We start from the raw sequence: 22,349 nt of genomic DNA on the forward strand, positions 1-22,349 counted from the left end.
GAGCGGGCAGTGTCCGAGCTTCTGTCGTTGAGCGGCAGGGCGCTGCCTCTCCTCAAGCAGTGGGTGCACCGTGATCCGGACTGCGGAGTCGCCCGCGGGCTGCTCACCCTGGTGACGGCCGACCGGCTTGGCGACGAGGACCTGCGGGAACAACTGGTGATTGCCCACCGGGATGCCCGCTTGGCCGGCCCACGGGAGACAAGCCTTGTCCACGGGGTCTTCCTGCACACGCACCGGCACCACCGACTGACCGCTGATCACCTGGTGGGCCACTTCGCCCGTTGGCCCGCCGACGAACAGGCCGGGCTGCTCATGGGTGTCTTCGCCGAATGCGGCGACGACGTCTACCGTGCGCAGGGCGAGTCCCTGGTGGAATCGCAATGGGAACTGGCCGGTCCAGACAACTGGCCGTGGACGAGCTGGCTCGCAGCGATCCGGGCCGAGCAGGGACGGGCCCGTGAGGCACACGGCCTTGCCGAGCGGGCGCTGACCCTGCACCCGCGCTCGGGCGTCGCCGCACACGCTCTCGCACACGCCGGACACGAACTCGGTGCAGGCCCCGCCTCGGTCAGCTTCCTCGACCAGTGGCTGGCGGCCGACCCGGACGCCATGCACACCCGCCACCTCAACTGGCACGCCGCACTGCAGTCCATCGCCTGCGGCGACTTCCCCGACGCCCGCCGCCGGGCCGATACAGCACTCGCCCACGAGGACGTCGGGATGCGGGCAGCGACGAACTGGCGCCTGCTCCTCGTCGGACAGGCACCCGCCGGCCGGAGCGATCTCGAACACGTCAGAGAACTCCTCACCGCCCCTGGGGGCATGGCAGAGATCTTCCACACCTTCAACCTGGCCCTGGCTCTCGCGGTGGAAGCCGCGACCGACGACCTGCTCGCCCTCGCCAAGCGGGCCGGCGGCGACGAACGACCCGACTACCGCGACGTCCTGGCACCCGTCGCCCGAGCCCTGGCCGACATCACCGCGGGCCGCCCCCGGGCAGCAGCCGACCTCCTCAGCTCCCTCGGCGAGAAGACGGAGCGCATCGGCGGCGTACGCGTGGAACGGGAAATCATCCAGGACACCCTCGCCCGCGCCCTCGCCGATGCCGGCGAACCCGACCGGGCAGCCGACCTTCTCCACCACCGCACCACCACCCGCCACCACCACACCTACGAAACCCACCTCCTCGCACCACACTGACCGTGGGTGGGTACGACATCGTTGCGTCTGAAGGAGTGACAACGAACCCGTCAGTCCGACACCGCGCTGTTCCGCACGCGACGATGATCCTTTCCACCGCTTCGACACCCGCAGAGGACCATCACCATGGTCACCGCCGCACCCGACATCATCGCCACGAAGCTGGGCCGCTCCTTCGCCGCCCTGGACAGCGACCATGACGGTCACCTCGACCGGTCGGACTACCAGCGGCTCGCCGACCGCTACCTCACCGCCTACCACCTCGGCCCCGACGACCGCCGCGCCCGCGCCCTCCACGCCTTCTTCCAGACTTACTGGCTGGAGCTGCTGCGTCACGCGGATGTGCAGGGGGACCGGTTGAGCAGGGACCAGTACGTTGACGCTGTCCGTCGGGCGAGCGCCGACACGAGCCGGCTGAACGTGGCCGACGGGCTGGGGCATGTGCTCTTCGACGTGATCGACGTCAACGGCGACAACGAGATCAGCCGGGAGGAGTACATCCGCTTCCTGACTGACGTGTGGGCCATCGAAGAAGCCGACGCCCTGCAGGCGTTCAGGACTCTGGACACCAGCGGCGACGACACGGTCTCCCGTCCGGAGTTCCTCCGGGCGATCCGTCAGCACTTCCTGCTGAACGACCCGGACGCCCCGGGCAGCCTCTTCTTCGGCTCCGCCTGACCACCAGAACCCCAAACCGTCCGAAAGCCCTCTGACCAGGCCGCCGGCGCACTGCTAGGTTCCCGATCATGAGCCGCTTACCCGCCCTGCCCGCGCCCGCCGCGCCTGAGCCACCCCTCTCTGCTACACCCGTACCCGCGCCACCCGCGTCCGTGCCCGCCCTGCCCATGCCCGCCGCGTCTTGGGGGCCGGAGGTGCTGGAGGCGGTACGGGCGACTCCGGCGCCCTGGTACGCGGTTGCCTACCCGGCCTCCGGTGGCGGCTGGCACGTCAGCCTCCTCCAGAAGCCAGGCGTGGTCCGCGGCTTCTTCACGGCCGTCGGCCTAGACGCCGCCGACCGCGCGCTCCAGGACCGCGGGTACCTGTCCCTCGCGTCCGCGATGGGCTAGGACTGGGACCGGCTGACACGGAGAAGGGACGAACAGGGGCGTGGCACCCCGGTCTTCCTGGATCCCGGAGAAGACGCCTGAGCTGGCTCACTGCCATAAAGGTGGTACCTCATCCCAGCGATGACCCTCAGTGGGCGGTTCGTGAGTTGATGTCCGTTTCTGCTTGAGGGTGGAGTAAGGCCGCTGGTGGGGCTCTGTCAGCTATGGCTTTCTGGCGAAACTGCCGGTGTCGGCTTGGATGAGGATCCCGAGTCTGACCAGGCGTTTCAGCTTGGCGCGGGTGCCCTCGGCGTTCTTCGGCAGCAGCTCGTGACCGAGGGCTTGGCAGACGTCCCTGGCCCGTATTGGTCCGGTCGCGTGGTTGAAGGCGGCGAGGATGCGGGGGTAGTCCGGGTGCTCGGGCAGGTCCGGTGCGGCAGCGGGAAGCCGGTCGGCGAGGCTGGTGACGGTGGTGCAGGTGATCGCGAGATGCTCCAGATGGGTCTCGGCCTCCCGCAACCGGTTCTGCAGGCCGTCGATCTGTTCACGGAGGTCGTCGGCCAGGGCCCGGGCGGCTTGCTCCTGCAGTTCCAGGGCTTCGAGCAACGGCTGGATGTTCATGCTGCGATCGCCTGTGCCTCGCGCCAGGTGGGGGTGTTCGCGCCGGTGAGCCGGCGGGTCATGACGTGGGTCATGGCCCAGTAGACGCGTGAAACGGAGGAGGAAGGGGGTGGTGCTCGTAGTCGCGGACCAGGCGCCGGTGCAGTATCAGGATTCCGTAGGTCTGCTCGACCCTCCAACGCTTCGGCTGCGGCACGAATCCCTTGATCTGCGGGTCGCGGGCGACGATCTCGACGTCGATGCCCAGGCCGGCCTCGTGGGCGGACCCACGACCGCCCGGTGGCGTGGGTCCGCGCCGGCGCCCACCACCAGGAGCAGCTGCGCAGGACCCTCGGCTACCTGTCGGCGGTCGGGCCGGTCCTCGCGCACCCCGTCGCCCCGGCCGCCAGGGTCACCGCCGCCGACCTGGACGCGCCGCGGACGTGGGCGCGGGAGATGGCTCTGCTGCCGGAGCCGGCCCCGGTGGTGCCGCGCCGGTACCGGGACTGCGGGGACCGCTCCACCACCGTGCGCGACGGCCGCCGCGCCGACCGCGTCCACGCCCGGTGCGGGTCGTGCTGCGAGTGCTGGTGCCCGGACCCGTCCGAGGACCGGTTCCAGCCGTGCGGCGACCTCATACGGGAGCAGTGCCCCGGGTGCCGGTGCTGCCGGTCCTGCGTCGGATGCCACGGGCGGCGACTGACCGGCCGTCCCGTGCCCCCCGTCTCCGGCTGAGGTCTGAGACCTCGGCGCGCACCCCCGGTGCGCCGCGGGCGCTTTGTGTCGGTGCCTCGAAGGTGTCCGTCGAGCCGCTCACCGATCGTTTCCCTATGTATGCTCCCTTCCTCTGGCCCGGCCATGGCCAGGCGGGGCGCCACGTTGAATCCTGGGCATCGTCCACGCCGTCGAAGACACTCGTCCGACCTGCCCCGCCGTGCACGGGCCGGTCACCCGGGGCCGGTGCTGTATGGCGGCAACTCAGAGAGGGATTCGCAGGATGGGGCAGATTCCTTCCGAACACGCCGAGGCTCTCGCGGTGGTCGAGGCGCGTTGCGGGAGCGGCTTCCGGTTGAGGGAGGTGACGTCCCGTCGGGGGGCGGTGGTGTGGGAGGCGGCGGGTACCGGCGTGAGAAACGCCGTGAAGATCGGCACCGGCGACGGCTCGGCAGCCGTGTCCCGGGAGACCGAGGTTCTCCGGGCGCTGGGATGGTCCGGGCATCTGCTCGCTTCCGGCCGGGGAGCGGACAGCGCATGGCTGATCTCGCGGTGGTTCGAGGGCCCGTCCACCTGGGATGCCTTCACCCGCTTCCGGGAGAACGGCACCGGGCACAGGACTGGGCTCGACGCCGCGATTGACCTGTGCCGGGCGGTCGCCGACCTGCACGATCTGGGATGGGTCCACGCCGATCTCCAGCCCGACCACGGGATCCACACCTCCGACGGTGTGCGCCTGATCGACCTGGCGTGGAGCTGGCGCGAAGGCATGCGGCCACCACCGGTCACAGGGGTGGGCATCGACCATCTCGTGCCGCCCGAGCTGGCCCTGCGCGGTGCGGGCGACATGCCACTGCCCGCCGGCATGGCGGCGGATGCCTACACTCTGGCCGCCACCCTGTGGACCTGCGTCACCGGCACCTGGCCCCTGGACTACCCGGGCGCCGGAATCACACCGGAGCACCTGACGTCGGACCAGCTCCGCACCCAGATCGCCACCGGCCGCATCCCCCTGCGGACGGAGACGCCATGGCCCGAACTCCAAGCCGTCCTGCGGCAGGCCCTGGTGAGCGCGTCCCGGGACCGGCCCACAGCCCGGGACCTCGCCCAGACCCTCACCGGCCTGCTCCCCTGACCCTCGCGGGTGTGCGGCACCCGCTCTCAGCGACGGGCCTGCTGGTGGAGCCGGGCGAACAGCGGGTCCACGGTGCGCCCGGACCGGTAGACGGTCCCGAACCGCTCCTCATAGGCGGCGAACCGGTCCGGGTCGTCGTGGAGGAACAGCACATCGTGCAGGGCCATCCAGCGCAGCGCCAGCATCGGGATCGGGGAGCGGGACACCGGAAAGCCGGGGTTGCGCGCGGCACCCTGGTCGCACCGCGCATGGAACTGGCCGAGCATCATCCCCTCCCCGGCCAGCCGGGTCCTGACTTTCTCCTGCACGTGGTCCAGGAGCTCCTCGTCGGCCTGCGGAAGGTCGGGCAGGACGGCGACTACGGCGTGCAGAGCGCGGTTGGACGTCGGCCAGCCACCACCCCGCAGAACCTCCACCATCGCGCCGACCGTGGACAGCAGACCGTCCAGGCCCGCACCGCCGGGGAACACGTGGACCCGTACGCTGTCGGCGCGCAGGGCCGGGACCATGAACGGGCACACCGCCCCGGGCCGCCCCACACCCTCGTGCGGGCGGCAGAGATAGGTTTCGAACCAACGGGCCGCTTCCCCGACCGCTTCCACCACCAGCACACCTCGACTCCCCTGGCACTCCCGAAGAGCACCGCCCGGTGCCCAACGACCGACCCCGTGTACCCGGTGCGGCTCCCCGACCCCGTTTCATCAGTGAGGCCGGTGGGATGTGGTGACACGAACAGAGCGGGCGGCTGCAGCTGCTGGCCAGCACGGCTCGCACAGTCTGAGCCGTGCGCGCTATGCCGTCGGCACGTGAACTCTGAGCGCGGACTTGACGCATGGCGCCAAGTCCGCGCTCAGTGACAAGTCGGTGTTCGTGCCCCGCCTCATCGCACCGCAGCACGATCGCCTCGCCACCACACCGCCAGCGATCCGGAAGCTGCGCATCCGGCCAGGGAACGCGGTCCGCTTGGCATGGGCGGAACCGAGGGCGGGCGGCCTGGCTCTGATGCCGGCACTACTCGAAGGTGACCACTTTGACGTGCCCGGTGACGACATTGTTGTCACCGTCGACCAGCGCAGCCCGCACTTGCACTGTCTGCCCTGCTGACGGCTGTTCCCCTTCAAGAGCGATCGTGGCGGAGTGACGAGAGCCATCGCACGTGACGTCGTTCTGAGTTCCGGTGGCTGACGGGAGCTCTGCGTTGACATCGCCCATCAGCGCCTTGATTGCGACTACGCCTGCCGAGGCTTCGCAGGCGTAGTCGACTGTCAGCTCAGCCGAGCCAACTGTGGTGATCTCGATGGAATTGTCGGCGAAGGCCGGAGCGGCGGACAGGGCGACGGCCAGTGCCATGGCCACCCCGACCGTCGTGAATCGAGCAGAGAGATGCTTGTTCATGTACCAGTCAACGATTCGTCTGGCGGATGGGTAACGCGCCGTCACTACCGAGCCCGCGTTCAGCCGGCACACCAGCAGGCAGCCCTTTCTGCAGGCCACCGCCATCACCGACCGATGGGCGCCACACCGAGTCCGGGACACCCGTCACCCTCGACGGCGAGAGGCTGCCGCTCGCCGAACTGGTGCGCCGGTTCAGCGCCGTCGCCGCGCGGCACGCGGTGGGCCGCGTCGACATCGTCGAGAACCGCGTCGTCGGATTCAAGACCCGCGGCATCTACGAAGCGCCGGCCGCGACCGTGCTGATGACCGCGCACGAGGAACTCGAAGCGATCGTCCTCGACCGCGAGACACTCCACCACAAACAGGCCATGGCCCTGCGCTACGCCGAACTCGTTTACTACGGTTACTGGTTCTCCGACCTGCGCCGCGCCCTGGACAGCTTCGTCGCCAAAGCGCGGGCCACACCGGATCCTGTTCGGCAACGATGCTGTCCTACTGGTCCAGGACGGCGCCCGGCCGGCTGACACCCGCGCCTGACTGGTTCCGCGCACCTCTGCCGGGTCCACGCCGCGCTGAGACACACGGGTCGACCGGGTGTTGATACGGCACGGGCCGCCACGATCTCCGCGGGACTGCTCCAGGGGACGGCAACAGATCCCTGGAGTGGTGACGCTGGGCAAGCTTGATCGTTAGCGGATGCATGATGACGAAGAGCAGGTACGCGTCCGTTGTTGTGGTGATGGCCGGGGTCGTCCTGTCCGCGGTGGGTACCGCCCACGCGGACGACTTGACCATGAGCCGGAGCGACGACGGCAACACGGTCAGCTGGCAGAGCGATCAGGGCAACGGCACCGTCACCTTCTACGACGACGAGGGCCGGTTCCAGGGTGGCACGCAGTTCCCCGGCGAGGGCCCGATCGGCTAGCGCGGCGCTCTCACGGGCTGACCAGGAGGAGTGGGCACCCGGTCCTGAAGCGGACGCACCACGCGGACGGGTCCGGTCGCCCGCTCCGCCCCGGAGCCGAGTGGAGTCCGGGGCGGCGGCGCGCGGGGGGAAACGCTTCTCTCCGGGGCGGGAGCGTTCGGGTGGTGGATTTGGATCCGCCGTGCGGCGTGTGACGCCCCGGCATATCAGCCCGGAGCCCCAGTGACTGACGGGGCTTCCGGGGTCTTCCAGCAGTGCCAGAAGGGAACACCATGCCGACAGGAACGGTGAAGTGGTTCAACGCGGAGAAGGGCTACGGGGCCATCAACCCGGACGACGGCGGTGCGGAGGTGTACGTGCACTACTCGTCGATCAATGCCTCCGGGTTCCGCAATCTGGATGAGGGCCAAGCGGTCGAGTACGACGTGACCGACGGGCCGAAGGGCCCTGAGGCGGAGAACGTCACGAGTGCCTGAGCTGATGGTGCCGGGCAGGACGACGGACTCGCCCTGCCCGGCACCGTCCGCAGCCCGGCTCTCCGCAGCCTGGGATGTCGCTGCGTGTGGACGGGGTGAGCGTCGCGTGGCTCCCGTCCGTGGAAGGGGCCGTCAGGTTGGAATCGTCGGGGCGCTCGTTGGCGGGCTCGGTGATCCGTCGACGGGCATCTGGTCGGGCTGACCGGTAGCCACGCCCGGCCAATCATGAGTCGTATCTGACCTGCCCGAAGGCAACCAAGAAATAGACCTGTGAACCAGGAGGGAAAGTTATGACCGAGAACAAGACCACGTCATGCGGCGCCAATGATTCCGACATTTGCGCAGCGTACTGGGACCAACTGAAGGATATGCATGGCGAGTCGTGGAACCCCTACCAGTGGATGGGTTTGATGATCAGCCTTGCAGCGAACAAATGCTTTGACGAAGAAGAAGTGAAGAAGCTGAAGGTGATTCCCTGGGAGGTCGAAGAGTTCACGATGACTCGTATTGACCAGAACGAGGAAGTGTGGGCCAGTGCGATGGTGATTGCCCCCGACTACCAAGATGCCTGGGTGCACCACACCAAAGTCGAGAACATCGATCGTGAGAACCACACCTGGAGGTGGAAGGCCGTGAACGCGCGGCAGATGGTGAAGATCAACACCGAGGACTGGGTGCAGGCATTCCAGATCCAAGGCGTTGAGGGGTTCCACGGCGGCGACTACTTCGGCGAAACGGAACATTCAGGTCACAGTATGCGCTGCTCGGGCAACGTCAAGAATATCGACCCTGAAAAGAACTGGTTCTATCTGCAGGATGTGGGTGGTGCGGGGTGGCGCCTGATTCGCGGATCCGCAGCAGTATACGAAGAGACGGGTAATTGGATGTTCTACCCTCACGGTGCCGTCGATGTTGACCACTCGATGTATTACGACGGTCTCGGACCCAATACGCTGTGTATCGAGGAAGGAGATCCGGTCAAATGGACCTTCCTGAAGAGCAAGAGCTAACAGCCGCCAATAATTCCCACGTACTCCCCGAGTGCGATATCTCGTTTCTGTGACAGTGGAGTGAGACGGCAAGGCCGGCATGAATTGATGCTGTTCATGGGTTGTTTCGGGGCTGGGAGGTTGCTGTCCCGAAGCGTTGCCGGGTGAGAGGGGCACGTACGGCTTCGGCGTCGAACACCACTGCACTGGCCACTTTGTGCTCCCCGCTCCGACTGATCCGCTGACACCCCGCGCGTACCCCCGGTGCGCTGACAGCGCGGGATTGGGGAGAGAGGACGGCGGCCAGGACCACCGGAACCCGGGTTTCGACGCCGGGGCCGGTGGCTACTGGTTCCCCTTGAGTCCGGTTTCGGGGGTGCAGATCTTGCAGCACCGGATGTAGTCCTCGCTCAGCGCGAGGACGGCCTGGGCTCGGGGGATGAGGCCGCCGCGCCGGCCGAGGGTGCAGCCGCCCCGGTGCAGGACCGCGTAGTCGCGGTGACCGGTGCCCTTCGGCTCCACCCGCCAGGCGTTCTCCTCGCGGGCGACCGCCGCGCGCCGCCGGTCCTCCGCCTCCTGCCGCTCCAGCTCCTGAATGCGCCCCCGCTCCTGCCGGAGCTGCCACACCAGGTGCTGTTCGACCACCCGGTTTTTGTCCAGGTCAGAGATCTCGGCCATCGGTCTACACCCCCGCGTCGTCGGCCGCCGCGACGGTGGTGCGCCGCTCGCCGCCCACCGGGGCGGGGGCGGGGCGGAGGTCTGCTGGAGTGGCGTACCCGGACATACCAGTAATGGTACGCCTGTTCGAATTATGGTGCTCCGCACCGTTCTGGCTGGTGGGAGTGCAGCATCTGCCACGACCCCGGCCAGGGCACCCCGCCCGCCGGGGGAGAGTGCCGGCGCTGCCGGGAGGAGGCCGAGGAGGCCGCGCAGAAGCTGGGCGCGCGGCTGGCGGCCGAGACTGCGCTGATGGACCGGCTCAACCGGGAGGCGGAAGCGCGCGGCGAGGCGGAGGCCGCAGCAGAAGCCGCGGCGGCAGCCGCCAAGGACCAGCGCATCGCTCATGAGCGGGCCCACCGGGAACAGGCCGCCGCCGAGGAAACCGCCCGCATCCGAGCCGAACTAGCCGCCCAGTACCCGGAACTCGCCGCCCTGTCTCCCTCCACAACTCAACCCGCCGAAGCGCCCTTCTGACCGCCAGGAAGCCGCCTCAGCGCCCTGCTGAGCGACCGCCTGCCGCTCCGGGCTTCCGCCGCCGGTCCTGAGCGGCAGTTTCAGGCCCGGAGATCGCGGTACAGGGCGTCGCGTTCGTCGTTTCGGACTGGTCCGGCGGCATCCCGGAGGCTCTCCCTCGGCGGGAAACGCCTCTGGCGGGGGTCCACGGGCCGCCCCCGTGCCCTGCGCACCCGTGCACACGAGGGCGGACCCCCGGGCGGTGGGCTGGGCGGTGCCGGGGAGACGGCCAGCCCAGCCCTCGGCCGCGGTGGCCGTGCACGTCGTCGGTCCGGGCGGTACACCGCAGCCTGGCTGCCACGCGTGAGCACGGATCAGGGCACGTCGCCCTCCCACTCCCATGGCCTGAGAGGGTTCGCCGGCCAGATGCCGGCCGGACGAGGCGCTTCCCAGCATTCCCCGGCGAGAGGGGCGCGGAACGGGGTGGTGGACGCGCCCGGGACTGCGCTCCGCCATTGCGGGAGTCCTTGACCCTGGCGAATCGTTCCCGCGCCCGACACCGCGTTCAGGACGCCGCGCACGAGGGACTCTCGCCCCAAGGGCCACACCGGTCCCCGGGGGCAACCTCGGCAACACGAAGGAGTGAGTCGCATGACCATCATCCGGCACCTGCACCGCACCGGCCTGCCGGCCCTGGCCGCCGCTGCCGCCTGCCTCTTCCTCGGCACCGTGGCCCCGGCCGCCGCTGCCGCACCGCACACCGCGGCGATGCGGGCCGGTGGAGCGATCACCTGTCAGGAAGTGGACGCGGACCTGCCCGACGTGTTCGGACGGGAGTGCAACAGCAACCAGTGGGGCCCGCTCTCAAACTTCACCCTCACCGATGCGGGCTCGGGTAATTCGTACCGCTGCGAGAACGGCTGGGGCGAGGGCAGCCTGTGGGTGAGGGGCAACGACTGCGTCGCGGCCAACTAGCACAGCCCGATCTCGCTTCAGCCAGCCGGGAACGCCCGGCTGACTGAGCACACGATCTGACACGGATGTTCCTCAAACCCATAGCGCAGGACGTTGGGCCCAGTGGGTCAGGACTGAGGGAAGCTCCGCGCACGCAGGGGGCGGGGCGCAGCCAATCCGGCTGATGGGCGACGTGTGAGTTGCAGTGGTTGGCGACAGGGCTTTCAGGGTGGGTTTTGCCTGGTGGGCGGGTTGTGGGGTGTCGTTTTTCTACTGAAGGCCGGTGTCGTTTCCCGCTGAAGGTCTGCTGTCGCGTGTGTGGGCTTGCCGTGCGGGGGCTGACTGCTGGGCCAGCTGGCTCGTCACTGTCTCGTGCCATCGAACCTGGATGGGCCTTGACCCCTGATGTTGGACACACGAGACACTGGATCCTGCGGATCTGAGAACGGACATCTCGTGGTCATGAAGAACTACCCGCCGCAGTTCAAGGCGGACGCGGTCGCGCTGTACGAGTCGCGGCCGGAAGCGACGATCAGGTCGGTCGCAGCCGATCTGGGGATCAACCCGGAGACACTGCGGAACTGGGTGAGGGCAGCAGGGGTGAGCCGTCCCCGAGGACGGCGGACGCAGGAGCCGGCCCAGCCGCCGGCCCCGCTGGAGGCGGAGAACGCCGCCTTGCGGAAGAAGGTCCGTGAGCTGGAGGAGGAACGCGAGATCCTGCGCAAAGCGGCGAAGTATTTCGCCGGGGAGACGCGCTGGTGAACCGCTTCCAGTGCGTCGCCGACCTCCAGCGCCGTCACGGCGTGAAGCGGCTCTGCAGCATCCTCGGCGTCAGCCGCTCGAGCTTCTACTACTGGCGGCGGACGGCAGCGGACCGGGCCGCCCGGCAGGTGACCGACGCCCGCCTCGCCGCCCGGATACGGGCGGTGCACCAGGAATCGGACGGCACCTACGGAGCCCCGAGGATCACCGCCGAGCTCCGCGAGGAGAACGGTGTCGCGGTCAACCACAAGCGCGTCGCCAGGATCATGCGGGCGTCCGGGATCGAAGGGGTCCGGTTGCGTCGCCGGCATCGCACCACCGTCCCCGACCCGGCAGTGGCCAAGGCGCCGGACCTGATCGGCCGCGACTTCACCGCGGACAGGCCGAACACGAAGTACGTCGGTGACATCACCTACCTGCCCATCGAGGGCGGGAAGTTCTGCTACCTGGCGACCGTCATCGACCTCGCCTCGCGCCGTCTGGCCGGCTGGGCGATCGCCGGCCACATGCGCGCGGACCTCGTCACCGAGGCCCTGGCCGCGGCGATCCGAACCCGCGGCAGTCTCGCCGGATCGATCATGCATACCGACCACGGAGCTCAGTACACGAGCAGGATTTTCGCCGAAGCTTGCAGGTCAGCAGGGGTTCAGCAAAGCATGAGCGCGGTCGGGTCCAGCGCGGACAACGCGCTCGCCGAGTCCTTCAACGCGACCTTCAAACGCGAGACCCTGCAAGGACGAAAGAACTGGCCGACCGAGCGCGAGGCCCGACTCGATGCCTTCCGATGGCTCCACCGCTACAACACCCGACGCCGACACTCCCACCTCGGACAACGATCACCGATCGCCTTCGAGAACGCCCTCCACCTCACACCAACTACGCTGGCACAAGCCGCATAACCCGTGTTCAGGATTCGGGGTCAAGGCCCGATCGTTTGCCACTGAGGTTGGACGACCGGTGGTTTTGTGCCAGCGAAGTTGGACCGGGCTGCGGCCCCCTGCTCAGAGCGCCGTTGCGATGCTGAGCGATTGCTACGCCAGGTTCCCGGCTTCCGTCCTGGGCTCTTGGTCCGTGCCGGGCGCGACATCCACAGCAAGGAGGGCGACGGCGATGCGTTCGGTCTTCCGCCGACGCTCCGGATGATGTCCGAGATGTTCACGCGCGGCGGCCAGGGTCTCGGCCGAGGGGATGGCACTGCGGTCGATCAGGCGGTGCACCATCTCTTCCTGCCCGAACCGGACCGCCCAGTCAAGGGCGGTCTTGTGCTTCATCACCGCGTTGATGTCCACCCCGCGGTCCAGCAGAAGGTCCACCGTTTCCGGGTGCCCCTCGTCGCCGGTCGTGGCTGCCAGGATCAGCGGTACGTAGCCCAGCCGGCCCTGGGCGCCGGTGCCGGCACCGGCATCGAGAAGAACCCCGACAACCGCCGTGTGCCCCTGGCTCGCCGCCAGGCACAGCGGCGTCGACTCCTGGTACTCACCCGCCTGCTGCTCCAGATTGGCACCCGCTCCGACGAGTTCGCGGACGACATCGGCATGCCCCTGCTCCACCGCCCGGTCCAGCGCCGTACGCCCGTGACGGTTCGGCGCATCCACCACAGCACCCTGCCCTAGCAGCCGGGCTACCTCGATCACGTCGCCGTCGCCCGCCGACAGCACCAGTTGATCCGCGATGTTCATACCTCGATCATTCCGGGCCTCCGGGCCGGGGGAACACCGGGGTCGCTAAACGGTCCGATCCCACCTGCCATCGAGGCGGAGCCCCGAGCAGCGGATCCCGGTCCGGTCCAACTTCGCTGGCACAAAACCACCGGTCGTCCAACTTCAGTGGCAAACGATCCAGGTTCGATGGCACGGGACAGTCACTCGTTGGTGGGATGTGGTCCGGCGTGTCGGAGTGAGGCGTGCGGCCGTGGACAGCGTTTCCGGGGCGGGGATGGGCGTCTGCGGGAGGGGCTGATGGCGGACAGCGATGCCGGTGGCTTCACCGATTGGGTGGTGCCGGCTGGTGTGGGGCGGGAAGCGGCGGTCTCGCGGCTGATGTCCCTCGATGGTCGCGGTGAACTCGGTTCTGTTCACGTGCGGTTGACTGCTTCGGCTTTGGGCGTGTCTGAGCGGACGGTGTGGAGCTGGGTGTCGGTGGCCCGACGCGAGGGGCGTCTGTCGGCCCGGGCGCCGGCTCGGGTGGGTGTGAGTGCGGATGTCCGTGCGCGTCTGGCGGTGTGGGGTGGGAATGTGGCCGCGGTCCATCGTGAGCTGGTCGCCGAGGCGGTGAAGGCCGGTAAGGCGGGCTCGGTGCCTTCTCTTCGTGCTCTGCAGCGCGCTGTACGGCAGGACTTGTCGGCGGGGGAGCGGGCGGGCCTGAAGGGCGGTGAAGCAGCTCGTCGCCGGTATGACGTGTACGGCAGGCGCCCGCGGACGCAGCGGAACGCGTGCTGGGAGGGGGACCACAAGCGGATCCCGGTACGCGTGGACCTCGAAGGCTCTGCGGTGTGTCCGTGGGTGACGTGGTTCATCGATGTCGCGACGAAGGCGATCGTCGGGGTGGCGGTTACCCCGCATCAGCCGGCGAGGGACGCGGTCTTGGCCGCGCTGCGCACGGGGATCAGCATGCAGGATCCGTACGGCCCGTTCGGTGGCCTGCCCGGCGTGGTGCGGGTGGACCGGGGCAAGGAGTTCTTGTGCCGGACGGTGGAGCGTGCTCTGGGTGCCTTCGCGGTCCCGGTGGATGATCTGCCGGCCTACAAGCCGTACCGGAAGGGCACCGTCGAAGCCCTCAACGGTGCGGTCGAGGAGATGCTGCTGGTCTCGCTGCCGGGCTATACGCATCGTGCCCGGCCCGCGGAGGCGTACCACTCGGATCCTGTGGAGGACCTCCTCTCGTACCCGGACTTCGTGAAGGTCCTTCTGGACTGGGTGGCCTGGTGGAACACCGAGCACCACCCTGCCGGTCTGGACGCGAACCTGACTCCGTTGGCGGCGTGGGAGGCGGATCCGGCACCGGTCGAGGACGTCGCGGAGGAGCGCCTGGCGTTCTTCGCGCTGGAGGACGACGGCCGGGTCCGGAAGATCACCACGAACGGGATCAGCTGGCGACGCCGTGCCTATATCGCGCCGTGGATGGCCGGCCACGTCGGCATGCGGGTCCGCCTGAGGTATCTGCCGCACTACGACGGGCTGATCGAGGTGTTCTCCACCGAGGGGTGGGGGCGGCATCTGGGCAGTGCCTATCTCGCCCAGGCCGCGACGCTGGAGCAGCGCCGTGCGTTGAGTTCGGTCAGGAACAAGAAGGCCCGTGTACTGAAAGCCGACCTGAAAGCGGCGGAGAAGCTGCGCAAGACCCGCTACACGGCGACGACGACGGCTGCCGTGCCCCGTCCGCGGCGCACGGTCACCTCCTCTCAGGCCGAGGCGGAGATCGCCCGGGCTCGGAGCGTGGATCTGGCGGCCCGGGCACTCCCGGACTTGATCCCGCCCCGTGAGCCCCCGGCTTCCTGGGCCCGGCCGGTTGTCCGCCCTCGTCAGCCGGCCGGCCCGCAGGCGGATGCAGGACAGCCGGACCCAGCCGACGCCGGGCCTGCTGGAGCGGCTGATGTACGTGACGGCAGAGAGGAGCGTTGAGCGATGGTGTCTGCAGAGCGGCAGGGACGTCTGCCGCGTGAGCGGGAGGACCACTTCATGCGTCTGCCGGGCGCTCAGGTGGTCTCCACCCGTGCCTTGCTCATGGCACGCGAGAATATCCGTGCCGCGATCGAGGCCAGAGCCATGATCTGCATCTACGGGCAGGCGGGACGGGGGAAGTCGCTCGCGGTGAACACCTCGCTGCGTGAGCTTGCGCCGAAGCTGACACGCCGGATCCAGTTCCGCTCGCGTCCCTCGACCCGCGACCTGCGCCACGAGCTGTTCCACGCTCTCGGCCTGCAGGGCCGTCCACCGGGGCAGCCGATCGAGTTCGACCGGATGCTGCGCGGCGCCCTGGAGGAGACGCACGTCCTGGTCTGTGACGAGGCGCAGTGGCTCTCGAAGATGTGCTTCGAGTACCTGCGCTATTTGTGGGATGACATCGGCTCGGACCTGACGATCGTGTTCACGGGCGGGGACGGCTGTTTCGAGATGTTGCAGAGCGAGCCGATGCTGGAGTCCCGCGTGTACGCGTGGCAGGAGATCGAGCCGATGCCGCTGGAGGAGGTCCTCACCGTCATCCCGGCGTTCCATCCCGTGTGGGCGGATGCGGACCCGGACCTGATCGCCATGTGCGACGACGAGGCCGCGCACGGAAACTTCCGGGCCTGGGCGAAAATCACCCATCACCTGACCGCCGGAATGAAGGAGTCGGGGCGGATCCTGGACGAGGATTTGCTGCGCTGGTCGTACAGCAAGCTGCGCCAGCGCCCGGTGGTGGCCTGAGGTGTTGGACTGTCCGAACCCGCCGCCGGTCACGGTGGTCCTGGATCCGTACGACGACGTGGTCCACACCCGCGCCGCCCTGGCATCCCACGCCCCGCAGCACGGGCGTCTCACTGTGCACCCCACGCCCGGCACCGACGCTGGGATCGCGCTCGCCTACGACATCCTGGCCGCCTTAGACAAGCCCGTCCCCCTGGCCGGCCACCACTACCTCGACCCGGCTCCGGTGTGGTCGGTCGTCGCGGCCTGGATCCTGGCGACCCCCATCACGCACCTCACCCTGCTGCGCGCTCACCTGCTCACCCCGCACCGCTTCAAAGACCTCCTCACCCTGCGTCGGCGCACCGAGGTCCGCCTGGTTCTCGTCTGCCACCACCGGGCCCTGCGCGCCTTCCTGGAGCGCGAACTACGGCAGCTGGACCACCGTGTCGCGGAGGCTTCCGCTCTGCTGCCCGAGGCCGAACCGGCCACGGTGGAACGCCAGGCCTCCCAAGCGGCGCGTCCGTTGGCGAACCGCTGGATCAGCCTGCCCGCCCTGACCACCCTCAGAGCCTTCGAGGAAACGGTCAGCCCGTGCAGGTGCGCCGCGCCCATGGCTCAGGACCGGGACTTTTTCCCGCCGGTGATGCCACCGGTAACCGAGGCGGAAGTGGCGTGGCGTCTTCACCGCGCCACCGCGCACCCGTACCTGGCAGCTCAGCTCGCCACGGCCGTGTTCACCGCGGCGTCCACCACCCAGCTCGCCACCGCACACGTCCGCGATCTGGCCCCGGACGGCACGACGGTCACGCTGCACGGCCGCGGGCCGCGCCGCGGCTGCATGACCCATACCGTTCCCGCCTGGGCCAGCCCCCTGCTGAGAGCGGCCGCTCTCCACTGGAGCCTCGGGACCGGCACCAGCGGACCGCTTTTCAGCGATCCGCTGGGAGATGAGGGGACGCCGTCGCTGACGGCCTTCGCCGAGGACTGCAAGCTGCGCCCGCCCCAGCCGCCCCGCCCCAAGCCACGCGGTAGCCGGCGAGGGACGACACCAGGCCCGAAGCAGCCCGTGAAGACCATCTGGCCCGTGTGTACCGCTCACTACGAGCATTCGTTGGCCGAGGCTGAACCTGATCTGATGCAGGGCTGTCCGTACCCGCCTCCTCACACGCGGAAGACCATCGAGAGGCGGAAGAAGGGGTGGCTGCCACCGGACTACGGACTCCGCGAGCTCCGGCATCTGCGCTGAGAAAGTCGTGAGCTGTCCGCACGGTCTGCTGCCCCAGGCGGACTTACCGCAGTTCCAGGGCTACGGGTTGCTGTCGTGTTGGCGGCGACGGCGTTCGAGCCAGTTCGGGTCGCGTGCAGGTACGGCTACGGACGGTCCTTCCTCCACCAAGTCAGCGTCGGAGACGGCCATGATTCCGTCGAAGAGCCAGACGAACCGGGCGAACCGGAACGCGGCGAAGACCATGGCGTACTCGAAGATGAAGCGCGCGGAGAGGGGATCTTTGTCGCGGTCCAGTGAGAAGGCGGTCAGGATCAAAAGACATGCCAGCGCGGTGCCCTGCAACAGGCTGCGCCAGGTACGCCTGAGCTCACCGTGACGTTGCTGCCGCACGGCCCGCAGACGTTCGCCGTTGGCGGTGGTGTAGATGGCGATGGCGATGGCACTGAGACCACCGATGGCCGACACGGCGCCAGTTGCCGCGGCGTACATGTCCGTGCGTTGGGTGGTGCCGATCCAGGTGAGCCAGTCTCCCGAACCACATCCCCGGACGATGAGGAGGTGGGCCCCGATGACGACCACCGCGATCAGGTAATCGGCCCAGGCGCGCTCGGCCCACTTGTCGATGACTCTCGTACGGACGCCCACACGATCCCCCCGCCTAGGTCATGAATCCCCCGCGTCCACCGCGAGCCGGAGCGCATCCTCGTGCTCCGCCGCTGCCACCAGGATGGCATCCACCGCTGACACGATCCGGATCGAGTTCCCTTCCGCATCCGTGGCTGGGACCCGCTTCTTGGCAGTAATACTGTGCTCGACTAGCTCGACGAGTCGTGTCTGCTCCGGGCCACCCGGGTCCGAGTAGACGAGCCGCGCCCGCGCGCGCTCGGCACCTGTCACGACGTCGGAGATCTCGTCGAGGTCCGCAAGCAGGTGCTCCCGGTGCTCCTTCAGTTCCTTCCCTCGGGGCACAGAGATGACCATCGTGACGCTGATCTCGCCGTACGCGTCACCAGCGACGCGCAGGAGTCGGGCAAGGCCACCCTGCCGCTCTTGCAGCGCGCCCATCTTGTTGCCCATGACCTTGACCTCGACACGGCTCGCCCCCACCGCGGACTTGAGCTTCTCGATCTCGGAGTGCGCAACGACAGGGCGCAGCTGCAGCCTGCTGCCGGGGAACATCTCGATGCCGTTGATCCAGGTCTCAAGGGACTTGTGACTGGGCGCGGATACCCCACCCTGCATGATGCCCACCACGTTGCCGAACGGTAGGAAGCAGACCACAGAAGTATCGAGGTACCCCTCATGAGCCGACTGCTCGAGCTCACGAAGATCGCCTGTGTCGAAGTTGATGACAGACAACCACTCACCGGCATCCTTCACTCGGTGCAGGAGCAGGTGATCTTCCATGTTGTGCGGGAAAGTCGTCCCCACGATCCGGTGCTCGCCCTCATGCGTACGAGCGCCAACCGGAGCCCGGGCGAGATCCGCAAGTGCCCCGTCCCAGTCCATAGGCTCCGGAATCCGTTGAGCCTCACCGTCCCTGACAACCACGATCTCGTAGAAACCGATCGTGCGTTCCTTCATGTGATTCAGCGTGGCCAAGACGATGCCCCCTCAGTCCTACGGCTCAGTGCAGCGTCCCAGCCGCGACCCCCAGCCTCCTCAGAAGATCGTAGGCCGCTGCTGGAGGGAACAGGTCCGCATTTGCTGAGATCAGAAGACCGCTAGCCTCTCCTCACACCACAGAGGCCCACTCCGCCCCGAGTTCGGCGAGCGCGGCCAGCTGTGCCGGGTCGAGCTTGTCGCGGCGGGCTTTCATGTTCCCCAGCCAGATCCCGGTCCGGTGCTCCACCCCGTCGGGCAGGACCTCCACCACGCCGCGCCCCGGTAGCCGGCCCTCTCGCGCGACGTACTGCGCCAGGGCTTCCAGGCCCTTCTGGAACGCCCCGCCGCCCTTACCCGGCCCGGACGCCACAACCGCCTTCGCGGGCACCTGACGGGCCCGTTCGGCCTTCTGCGGCTTCACGCCGAGTGTGGCGAGCCTGCGTTGCTGCTCGGCTTTCAGTTTGCTGAAGTCCCGTTGCTGGGTGGCGAGCCAGCGTCCGACGTCCTCGCCGTGCCGGGTGACCCCGGGCACGACGTCACCGAGCAGGGCGCCGCCCGTGAGGAGCTGGGCGAGGTAGGCGTAGTGCCGCTGCCAGTCGACGGTCCACCCGCTCTCGCGCGGATTCCAGTCCGGATCGACGGCCGCGAGCTTCTCCGCCCGCCGACCGGCGCGGCCCTGGTCCTTCCCGAGCCCGCCGGGCCGCCGGATGTTCGTCAGCCACTGCCCGACCGCCCGGTCCAGGGCGGTCGCGTGCCGCGGAGCGCAGAGGGTCCCGTGCAGCTCGTAGTAAGCCCGCGCGGCGGCGAGGTTCTCCGCGAAGGCGGCGTCGGCGGTGTCCCAGACGATCCCGAGCTCCTCCAGCTCGGCCGCGTGCTCCCCGGACATCTGCCCCGCCCGGTACGCGCGCCGCTGATCGGAGAGCCACCTGCCGAGCGGGTAGGCGCCCTCGACGTGCTCGTACGGCACCTCCAGGTGCTCCTCGCGCAGCCGGTAGCGGTACGCGGCCTCGACGCCCCGACGCCAGTCCTGCCGCTCGGTGTTGATGACCGTGTAGCTGATCCACTTCGCGATCAGCCCGGGGTCGCGGGGCGTCGCGAACCGGAGCAGCAGCCGATCGTCCGGCTCGCCCTCGGCGGGCTCCGGACCGACCGGAAGCGACGGATCGACCACACGTTTCTGGTTCTCCTGTGGAATTGCCAGCATTTCCACAGCCTTTTCATCGTGCGCCCGAAGACCTTCCAAAACCCGAATCAAAGGGCGATACGAATTCGAGGTAAGCATGTCCTCCGGCTTCTCATCCTCCGCCAAAAACACGGGAACGATCAACGTCGCCACCTTGCCCGCACCCGGCTTCTGCCGCAGCGCCCGTCCGATCGCCTGGACGATGTCCACAGCCGACCCCTTCGGGTCGATCAGGGCGACCGAGTCGGTCGCCCTGATGTCGACGCCCTCACCCAGGACCCGGCAGTTCGACAGCACGGCGCGCCCGGCCCGGCGCCCGAAGTCGGCCAGCACGGACTGCCGGTGGGAGCCCTCGTGCTCCCCGCACAGCCATCCCGCCCACACCTTCTCGGGGTGCCGCTTCGGGTCCACGGCGTGGAGCCGGGCCGCGACCCGGGGCAGCCCGGCGGCGAAGGCCTCCGCCTCGACCGTCCGGTGATGGAAGGTGATCGTGGTCTGCAGCCCGTGGGCGGCCATGGTCTCCAGCAGCGCGGTCTGCGTCGCCGCAAGCCGCTGACCCCGCAACGGCTCCTCACGCCGCTCCTCGCCGGCCAGCCGCTTCGGCGTGACCACGGGGTCGGTCAGCTCGGCGACAACGATCTGATACCTCGCCAAAAGCCCCCGGGAGATCGCCGACGCCAGCGACAGCTCGTAGACGACGGGCCCGAACACGCTCTCGTCGTCCATCGAGCACGCCAGCTCCTTCGGCAGCCGGTTCCACACCCGCCCCGTACGCTCCGTGCGCCCCGCCCCCTCACCCTCCTCGTCCACGACCGCCAGCTGCGCCTCGTACAGCTCCTGCTTCGCCCGCGACCGCGGCGGCCGCTCCTTCCAGACCCTCGGGGTGGCGGTCATGTACAGCCGGCGCATCGCCGGGATGACCTCCTGGTGGTGGATGTCCGCCCACGTCTTCCCCGCCGACCCCGAAGTCCGGTGCGCCTCGTCCACGACCACCAGGTCGAAGACGTCCATCGGCAACCCGTACGCACCCTCGTGCGCTTCGGCGAGGACGGGCAGGGAGGCGTAGGTGGCGTAGACGGTGACCGGGCCCCGGCCGTGCCACAGCCCGAGCTGCGGCGCCGACGTCGTCGCCCGCACGCCCAGGGCCCACAGGGCGGGATCGTCTTCCAGCGAGCACACCGCGACCGCCGGCCCGGTGTGGCCGGCCAGCCGCCATTCCCGGGCCGTCTGCGTCAGCAGATCCAGGGTCGGCAGCAGCACCAGCACCCGTCCGTTCCGGGCCAGACGAAACGCGGCCGCAGCCGCGATGAACGTCTTCCCGGTCCCGCACGCTGCCACCACCGTAGCCCGCAGGCCCGCCTCCGGAATCCGTTTCCCCACCGGAATGTCCAGCCCACGGACAATCGCCTCCACCGCCTCCTCCTGGTGAGGACGCAGTGCGATGTCACCGCGCTTCTGCATTCGGCACTCCACTGAAGACGAAGCGGCGGAAAAATTCCGCCGGAAGGGGGTGGCGATGTTCTCGGGATCCTACACAGCTACACACTCCATCTGCATCATGATGCACCATGACGACTGTACCCCGCCGTGTGAAGCCGGCCGTTGAAGGCCGCAGGCAAGACGGCACCATCTCGGCCGTTGCCGCCCGGGCCGTGCTCGTTTCGCCTCCTCATCCGGGGGCATCCGCCCGTCATGGACACCACAACGGACATGGGCGAAGAAGTGATCGATACCCAGGGCGATGAGCATCACGTCGTCCTCAGCGCTGACGCGAATGGTGACGGGAAGCCCGACGTGTGGATGATCGATACCACTGGTGACGGGAAGGCCGACCTCTACCAGTTCGACACGACCGGTGACGGCCGGATTGACGTCACGATCGCCGAACGAGACGAAGAGGCCGGAAGCGACCGCCTGGTGGTCGAAGGAGATGGCGGCCACCCGCAGGAAGCGTGACCTTCCCGCGGGCTTCTCAGCGGTGCTGTGCCCTGCAGGCTTCGACCCTGTTGGCATGGCACAACACCGGGGAGAAGCCGTGTGAGGCCAATCGGAAGAGGAGCATTCGATGCCGGTCGTAGTGAGCGTGGTGTTCATCGTGTTCGGGTTGTTCTTCGCCACGGTGGGGTCCCGCTACAAGGACTCCTACCAAGGCGAGTCCTGGGGCATGGCTGCAGGAGGTATCCCGCTGAGGGACATGAGCCGGCGGACCGTCATCGGGATCGGCTGCCTCATCGCGCTGGTAGGGGTAGTCGGCTTCTTCTTCTGACTCGCCCAACCGTCCCCGCGCACCGGAACCGACCCCTCTCTGTAGCCGGCCGCCCGCGAAGCGGGCTTAGGTCCGGGGAGCGCAGCGGACCGGGCCTGCCTGGAGCGCAGCGAAAGGCCTCACCGGCCGCGCGCAGCGCGGCCGGTGACCCTCGGTCAACCCCGAAGCGCAGCGCTGGGGATGACCGAGGGAGTGGGGTGAAGCGCAGCGAAACCCCACCAGGCCGAAGCGCAGCGCAGGCCAGCCCCACCCGAAGGGTGGGGCGCCCAGAGCGCAGCGCAGGGCTTCCCTTGCGCATCGCGCAGCGATG

The 22,349-nt window shown here is 68.7% G+C and carries 25 protein-coding genes and 1 pseudogene; 17 read left to right on the forward strand and 9 right to left on the reverse strand.

The genetic code is table 11. From position 1 onward, the window contains the following. Nucleotides 1–9 precede the first annotated feature (9 nt). The 3 genes from OHT52_RS31265 (at nucleotide 10) to OHT52_RS31275 (ending at nucleotide 2,267) form a co-directional block, all read left to right on the forward strand. The gene (locus tag OHT52_RS31265; RefSeq protein ID WP_328723543.1) at nucleotides 10–1,200 is read left to right on the forward strand and encodes a hypothetical protein; all 1,191 of its coding nucleotides are present in this window, start codon (nucleotides 10–12) and stop codon (nucleotides 1,198–1,200) included. Nucleotides 1,201–1,326: 126 nt separating this feature from the next. Beyond that, complete coding sequence (locus tag OHT52_RS31270; RefSeq protein ID WP_328723544.1) at nucleotides 1,327–1,878, forward strand: EF-hand domain-containing protein; 552 nt, start codon at nucleotides 1,327–1,329, stop codon at nucleotides 1,876–1,878. Nucleotides 1,879–1,946: 68 nt separating this feature from the next. Then, complete coding sequence (locus OHT52_RS31275) at nucleotides 1,947–2,267, forward strand: hypothetical protein (RefSeq protein ID WP_328723545.1); 321 nt, start codon at nucleotides 1,947–1,949, stop codon at nucleotides 2,265–2,267. Between the two features lie 201 nt (nucleotides 2,268–2,468). Here the strand turns inward: OHT52_RS31275 and OHT52_RS31280 are convergent, their stop codons facing one another. Together OHT52_RS31280 and OHT52_RS31285 are read right to left on the reverse strand one after the other, a co-directional pair. Next, the gene (locus tag OHT52_RS31280; protein ID WP_328723546.1) at nucleotides 2,469–2,867 is read right to left on the reverse strand and encodes a hypothetical protein; all 399 of its coding nucleotides are present in this window, start codon (nucleotides 2,865–2,867) and stop codon (nucleotides 2,469–2,471) included. After that, nucleotides 2,864–3,126: pseudogene (locus tag OHT52_RS31285) on the reverse strand (IS5/IS1182 family transposase); the annotation flags it as partial. The gene OHT52_RS31280 and the pseudogene OHT52_RS31285, both read right to left, overlap by 4 nt. Nucleotides 3,127–3,146: 20 nt before the next feature. Here OHT52_RS31285 and OHT52_RS31290 point away from each other — a divergent pair. Next, nucleotides 3,147–3,581 (forward strand): hypothetical protein, encoded by a 435-nt coding sequence (locus tag OHT52_RS31290; protein WP_328723547.1) that lies wholly within the window; start codon nucleotides 3,147–3,149, stop codon nucleotides 3,579–3,581. Nucleotides 3,582–3,843: 262 nt separating this feature from the next. Then, nucleotides 3,844–4,695 (forward strand): serine/threonine-protein kinase, encoded by an 852-nt coding sequence (locus OHT52_RS31295; RefSeq protein ID WP_328723548.1) that lies wholly within the window; start codon nucleotides 3,844–3,846, stop codon nucleotides 4,693–4,695. A 26-nt stretch (nucleotides 4,696–4,721) separates the two neighbouring features. Here the strand turns inward: OHT52_RS31295 and OHT52_RS31300 are convergent, their stop codons facing one another. Both OHT52_RS31300 and OHT52_RS31305 read right to left on the reverse strand, forming a co-directional pair. Continuing rightward, nucleotides 4,722–5,306, reverse strand: coding sequence for a DUF6875 domain-containing protein (locus OHT52_RS31300; protein WP_328723549.1), 585 nt, complete (start codon nucleotides 5,304–5,306; stop codon nucleotides 4,722–4,724). A 400-nt stretch (nucleotides 5,307–5,706) separates the two neighbouring features. Further along, the gene (locus OHT52_RS31305; protein WP_328723550.1) at nucleotides 5,707–6,090 is read right to left on the reverse strand and encodes a hypothetical protein; all 384 of its coding nucleotides are present in this window, start codon (nucleotides 6,088–6,090) and stop codon (nucleotides 5,707–5,709) included. 26 nt (nucleotides 6,091–6,116) lie between these two features. Between OHT52_RS31305 and OHT52_RS31310 the strand changes: the two genes are divergently transcribed. The 4 genes from OHT52_RS31310 (at nucleotide 6,117) to OHT52_RS31325 (ending at nucleotide 8,501) form a co-directional block, all read left to right on the forward strand. After that, the gene (locus OHT52_RS31310; RefSeq protein WP_328723551.1) at nucleotides 6,117–6,614 is read left to right on the forward strand and encodes a hypothetical protein; all 498 of its coding nucleotides are present in this window, start codon (nucleotides 6,117–6,119) and stop codon (nucleotides 6,612–6,614) included. A gap of 176 nt (nucleotides 6,615–6,790) precedes the next feature. Then, nucleotides 6,791–7,015, forward strand: coding sequence for a hypothetical protein (locus tag OHT52_RS31315; protein WP_328723552.1), 225 nt, complete (start codon nucleotides 6,791–6,793; stop codon nucleotides 7,013–7,015). A 272-nt stretch (nucleotides 7,016–7,287) separates the two neighbouring features. Then, entirely contained in the window at nucleotides 7,288–7,491 is a 204-nt protein-coding gene (locus OHT52_RS31320) for a cold-shock protein (protein WP_328723553.1), read from the forward strand. A 290-nt stretch (nucleotides 7,492–7,781) separates the two neighbouring features. Continuing rightward, complete coding sequence (locus OHT52_RS31325; protein ID WP_328723554.1) at nucleotides 7,782–8,501, forward strand: hypothetical protein; 720 nt, start codon at nucleotides 7,782–7,784, stop codon at nucleotides 8,499–8,501. A gap of 324 nt (nucleotides 8,502–8,825) precedes the next feature. On the opposite strand, the gene OHT52_RS31330 is transcribed toward OHT52_RS31325, so the two are convergent. After that, nucleotides 8,826–9,158 (reverse strand): DUF6233 domain-containing protein, encoded by a 333-nt coding sequence (locus OHT52_RS31330; protein WP_328723555.1) that lies wholly within the window; start codon nucleotides 9,156–9,158, stop codon nucleotides 8,826–8,828. Between the two features lie 291 nt (nucleotides 9,159–9,449). Between OHT52_RS31330 and OHT52_RS31335 the strand changes: the two genes are divergently transcribed. The 3 genes from OHT52_RS31335 (at nucleotide 9,450) to OHT52_RS31345 (ending at nucleotide 12,268) form a co-directional block, all read left to right on the forward strand. After that, nucleotides 9,450–9,674: a hypothetical protein gene (locus OHT52_RS31335; RefSeq protein ID WP_328723556.1), complete on the forward strand. Its 225-nt coding sequence runs from the start codon at nucleotides 9,450–9,452 to the stop codon at nucleotides 9,672–9,674. A 630-nt stretch (nucleotides 9,675–10,304) separates the two neighbouring features. Beyond that, nucleotides 10,305–10,628, forward strand: a complete 324-nt coding sequence (locus OHT52_RS31340; RefSeq protein WP_328723557.1) for a hypothetical protein — start codon at nucleotides 10,305–10,307, stop codon at nucleotides 10,626–10,628. A gap of 435 nt (nucleotides 10,629–11,063) precedes the next feature. Then, nucleotides 11,064–12,268 (forward strand): IS3 family transposase gene (locus tag OHT52_RS31345; RefSeq protein ID WP_328722102.1). Its coding sequence is split into 2 segments (ribosomal slippage): nucleotides 11,064–11,355 and nucleotides 11,355–12,268, totalling 1,206 coding nucleotides; the frame shifts between segments, so codons are not numbered across the junction. 132 nt (nucleotides 12,269–12,400) lie between these two features. Here the strand turns inward: OHT52_RS31345 and OHT52_RS31350 are convergent. Then, the gene (locus OHT52_RS31350) at nucleotides 12,401–13,048 is read right to left on the reverse strand and encodes an ankyrin repeat domain-containing protein (RefSeq protein WP_328723558.1); all 648 of its coding nucleotides are present in this window, start codon (nucleotides 13,046–13,048) and stop codon (nucleotides 12,401–12,403) included. Nucleotides 13,049–13,408: 360 nt separating this feature from the next. Between OHT52_RS31350 and OHT52_RS31355 the strand changes: the two genes are divergently transcribed. From OHT52_RS31355 to OHT52_RS31365, 3 genes are read left to right on the forward strand one after another with little or no spacing between them, the layout of a single operon-like run. Then, nucleotides 13,409–14,989 carry a transposase gene (locus tag OHT52_RS31355; RefSeq protein WP_443046829.1) on the forward strand — a complete coding sequence of 527 codons (1,581 nt, stop codon included), beginning with the start codon at nucleotides 13,409–13,411 and terminating at the stop codon, nucleotides 14,987–14,989. A gap of 57 nt (nucleotides 14,990–15,046) precedes the next feature. Continuing rightward, nucleotides 15,047–15,775: an ATP-binding protein gene (locus tag OHT52_RS31360; RefSeq protein ID WP_328723560.1), complete on the forward strand. Its 729-nt coding sequence runs from the start codon at nucleotides 15,047–15,049 to the stop codon at nucleotides 15,773–15,775. Nucleotide 15,776: 1 nt separating this feature from the next. Further along, nucleotides 15,777–17,003, forward strand: a complete 1,227-nt coding sequence (locus OHT52_RS31365) for a hypothetical protein (RefSeq protein WP_328723561.1) — start codon at nucleotides 15,777–15,779, stop codon at nucleotides 17,001–17,003. Nucleotides 17,004–17,063: 60 nt separating this feature from the next. Here OHT52_RS31365 and OHT52_RS31370 read toward each other — a convergent pair whose 3' ends face one another. The 3 genes from OHT52_RS31370 to OHT52_RS31380 form a co-directional block, all read right to left on the reverse strand. Further along, nucleotides 17,064–17,630 (reverse strand): hypothetical protein, encoded by a 567-nt coding sequence (locus OHT52_RS31370; RefSeq protein ID WP_328723562.1) that lies wholly within the window; start codon nucleotides 17,628–17,630, stop codon nucleotides 17,064–17,066. Between the two features lie 18 nt (nucleotides 17,631–17,648). Next, nucleotides 17,649–18,569, reverse strand: coding sequence for a hypothetical protein (locus OHT52_RS31375; protein ID WP_328723563.1), 921 nt, complete (start codon nucleotides 18,567–18,569; stop codon nucleotides 17,649–17,651). Nucleotides 18,570–18,720: 151 nt separating this feature from the next. Further along, nucleotides 18,721–21,234 carry a DEAD/DEAH box helicase gene (locus OHT52_RS31380; protein WP_328723564.1) on the reverse strand — a complete coding sequence of 838 codons (2,514 nt, stop codon included), beginning with the start codon at nucleotides 21,232–21,234 and terminating at the stop codon, nucleotides 18,721–18,723. Between the two features lie 231 nt (nucleotides 21,235–21,465). Here OHT52_RS31380 and OHT52_RS31385 point away from each other — a divergent pair, with 231 nt between their 5' ends. Both OHT52_RS31385 and OHT52_RS31390 read left to right on the forward strand, forming a co-directional pair. Then, a complete protein-coding gene (locus OHT52_RS31385; protein WP_328723565.1) occupies nucleotides 21,466–21,729 on the forward strand; it encodes a hypothetical protein in 264 nt (87 codons plus the stop codon). A gap of 109 nt (nucleotides 21,730–21,838) precedes the next feature. Beyond that, nucleotides 21,839–22,039, forward strand: a complete 201-nt coding sequence (locus OHT52_RS31390) for a hypothetical protein (protein ID WP_328723566.1) — start codon at nucleotides 21,839–21,841, stop codon at nucleotides 22,037–22,039. The last annotated feature ends 310 nt before the right edge of the window (nucleotides 22,040–22,349 follow it).

It is taken from the genome of Streptomyces sp. NBC_00247 (assembly GCF_036188265.1).
Lineage (GTDB): Bacteria > Actinomycetota > Actinomycetes > Streptomycetales > Streptomycetaceae > Streptomyces.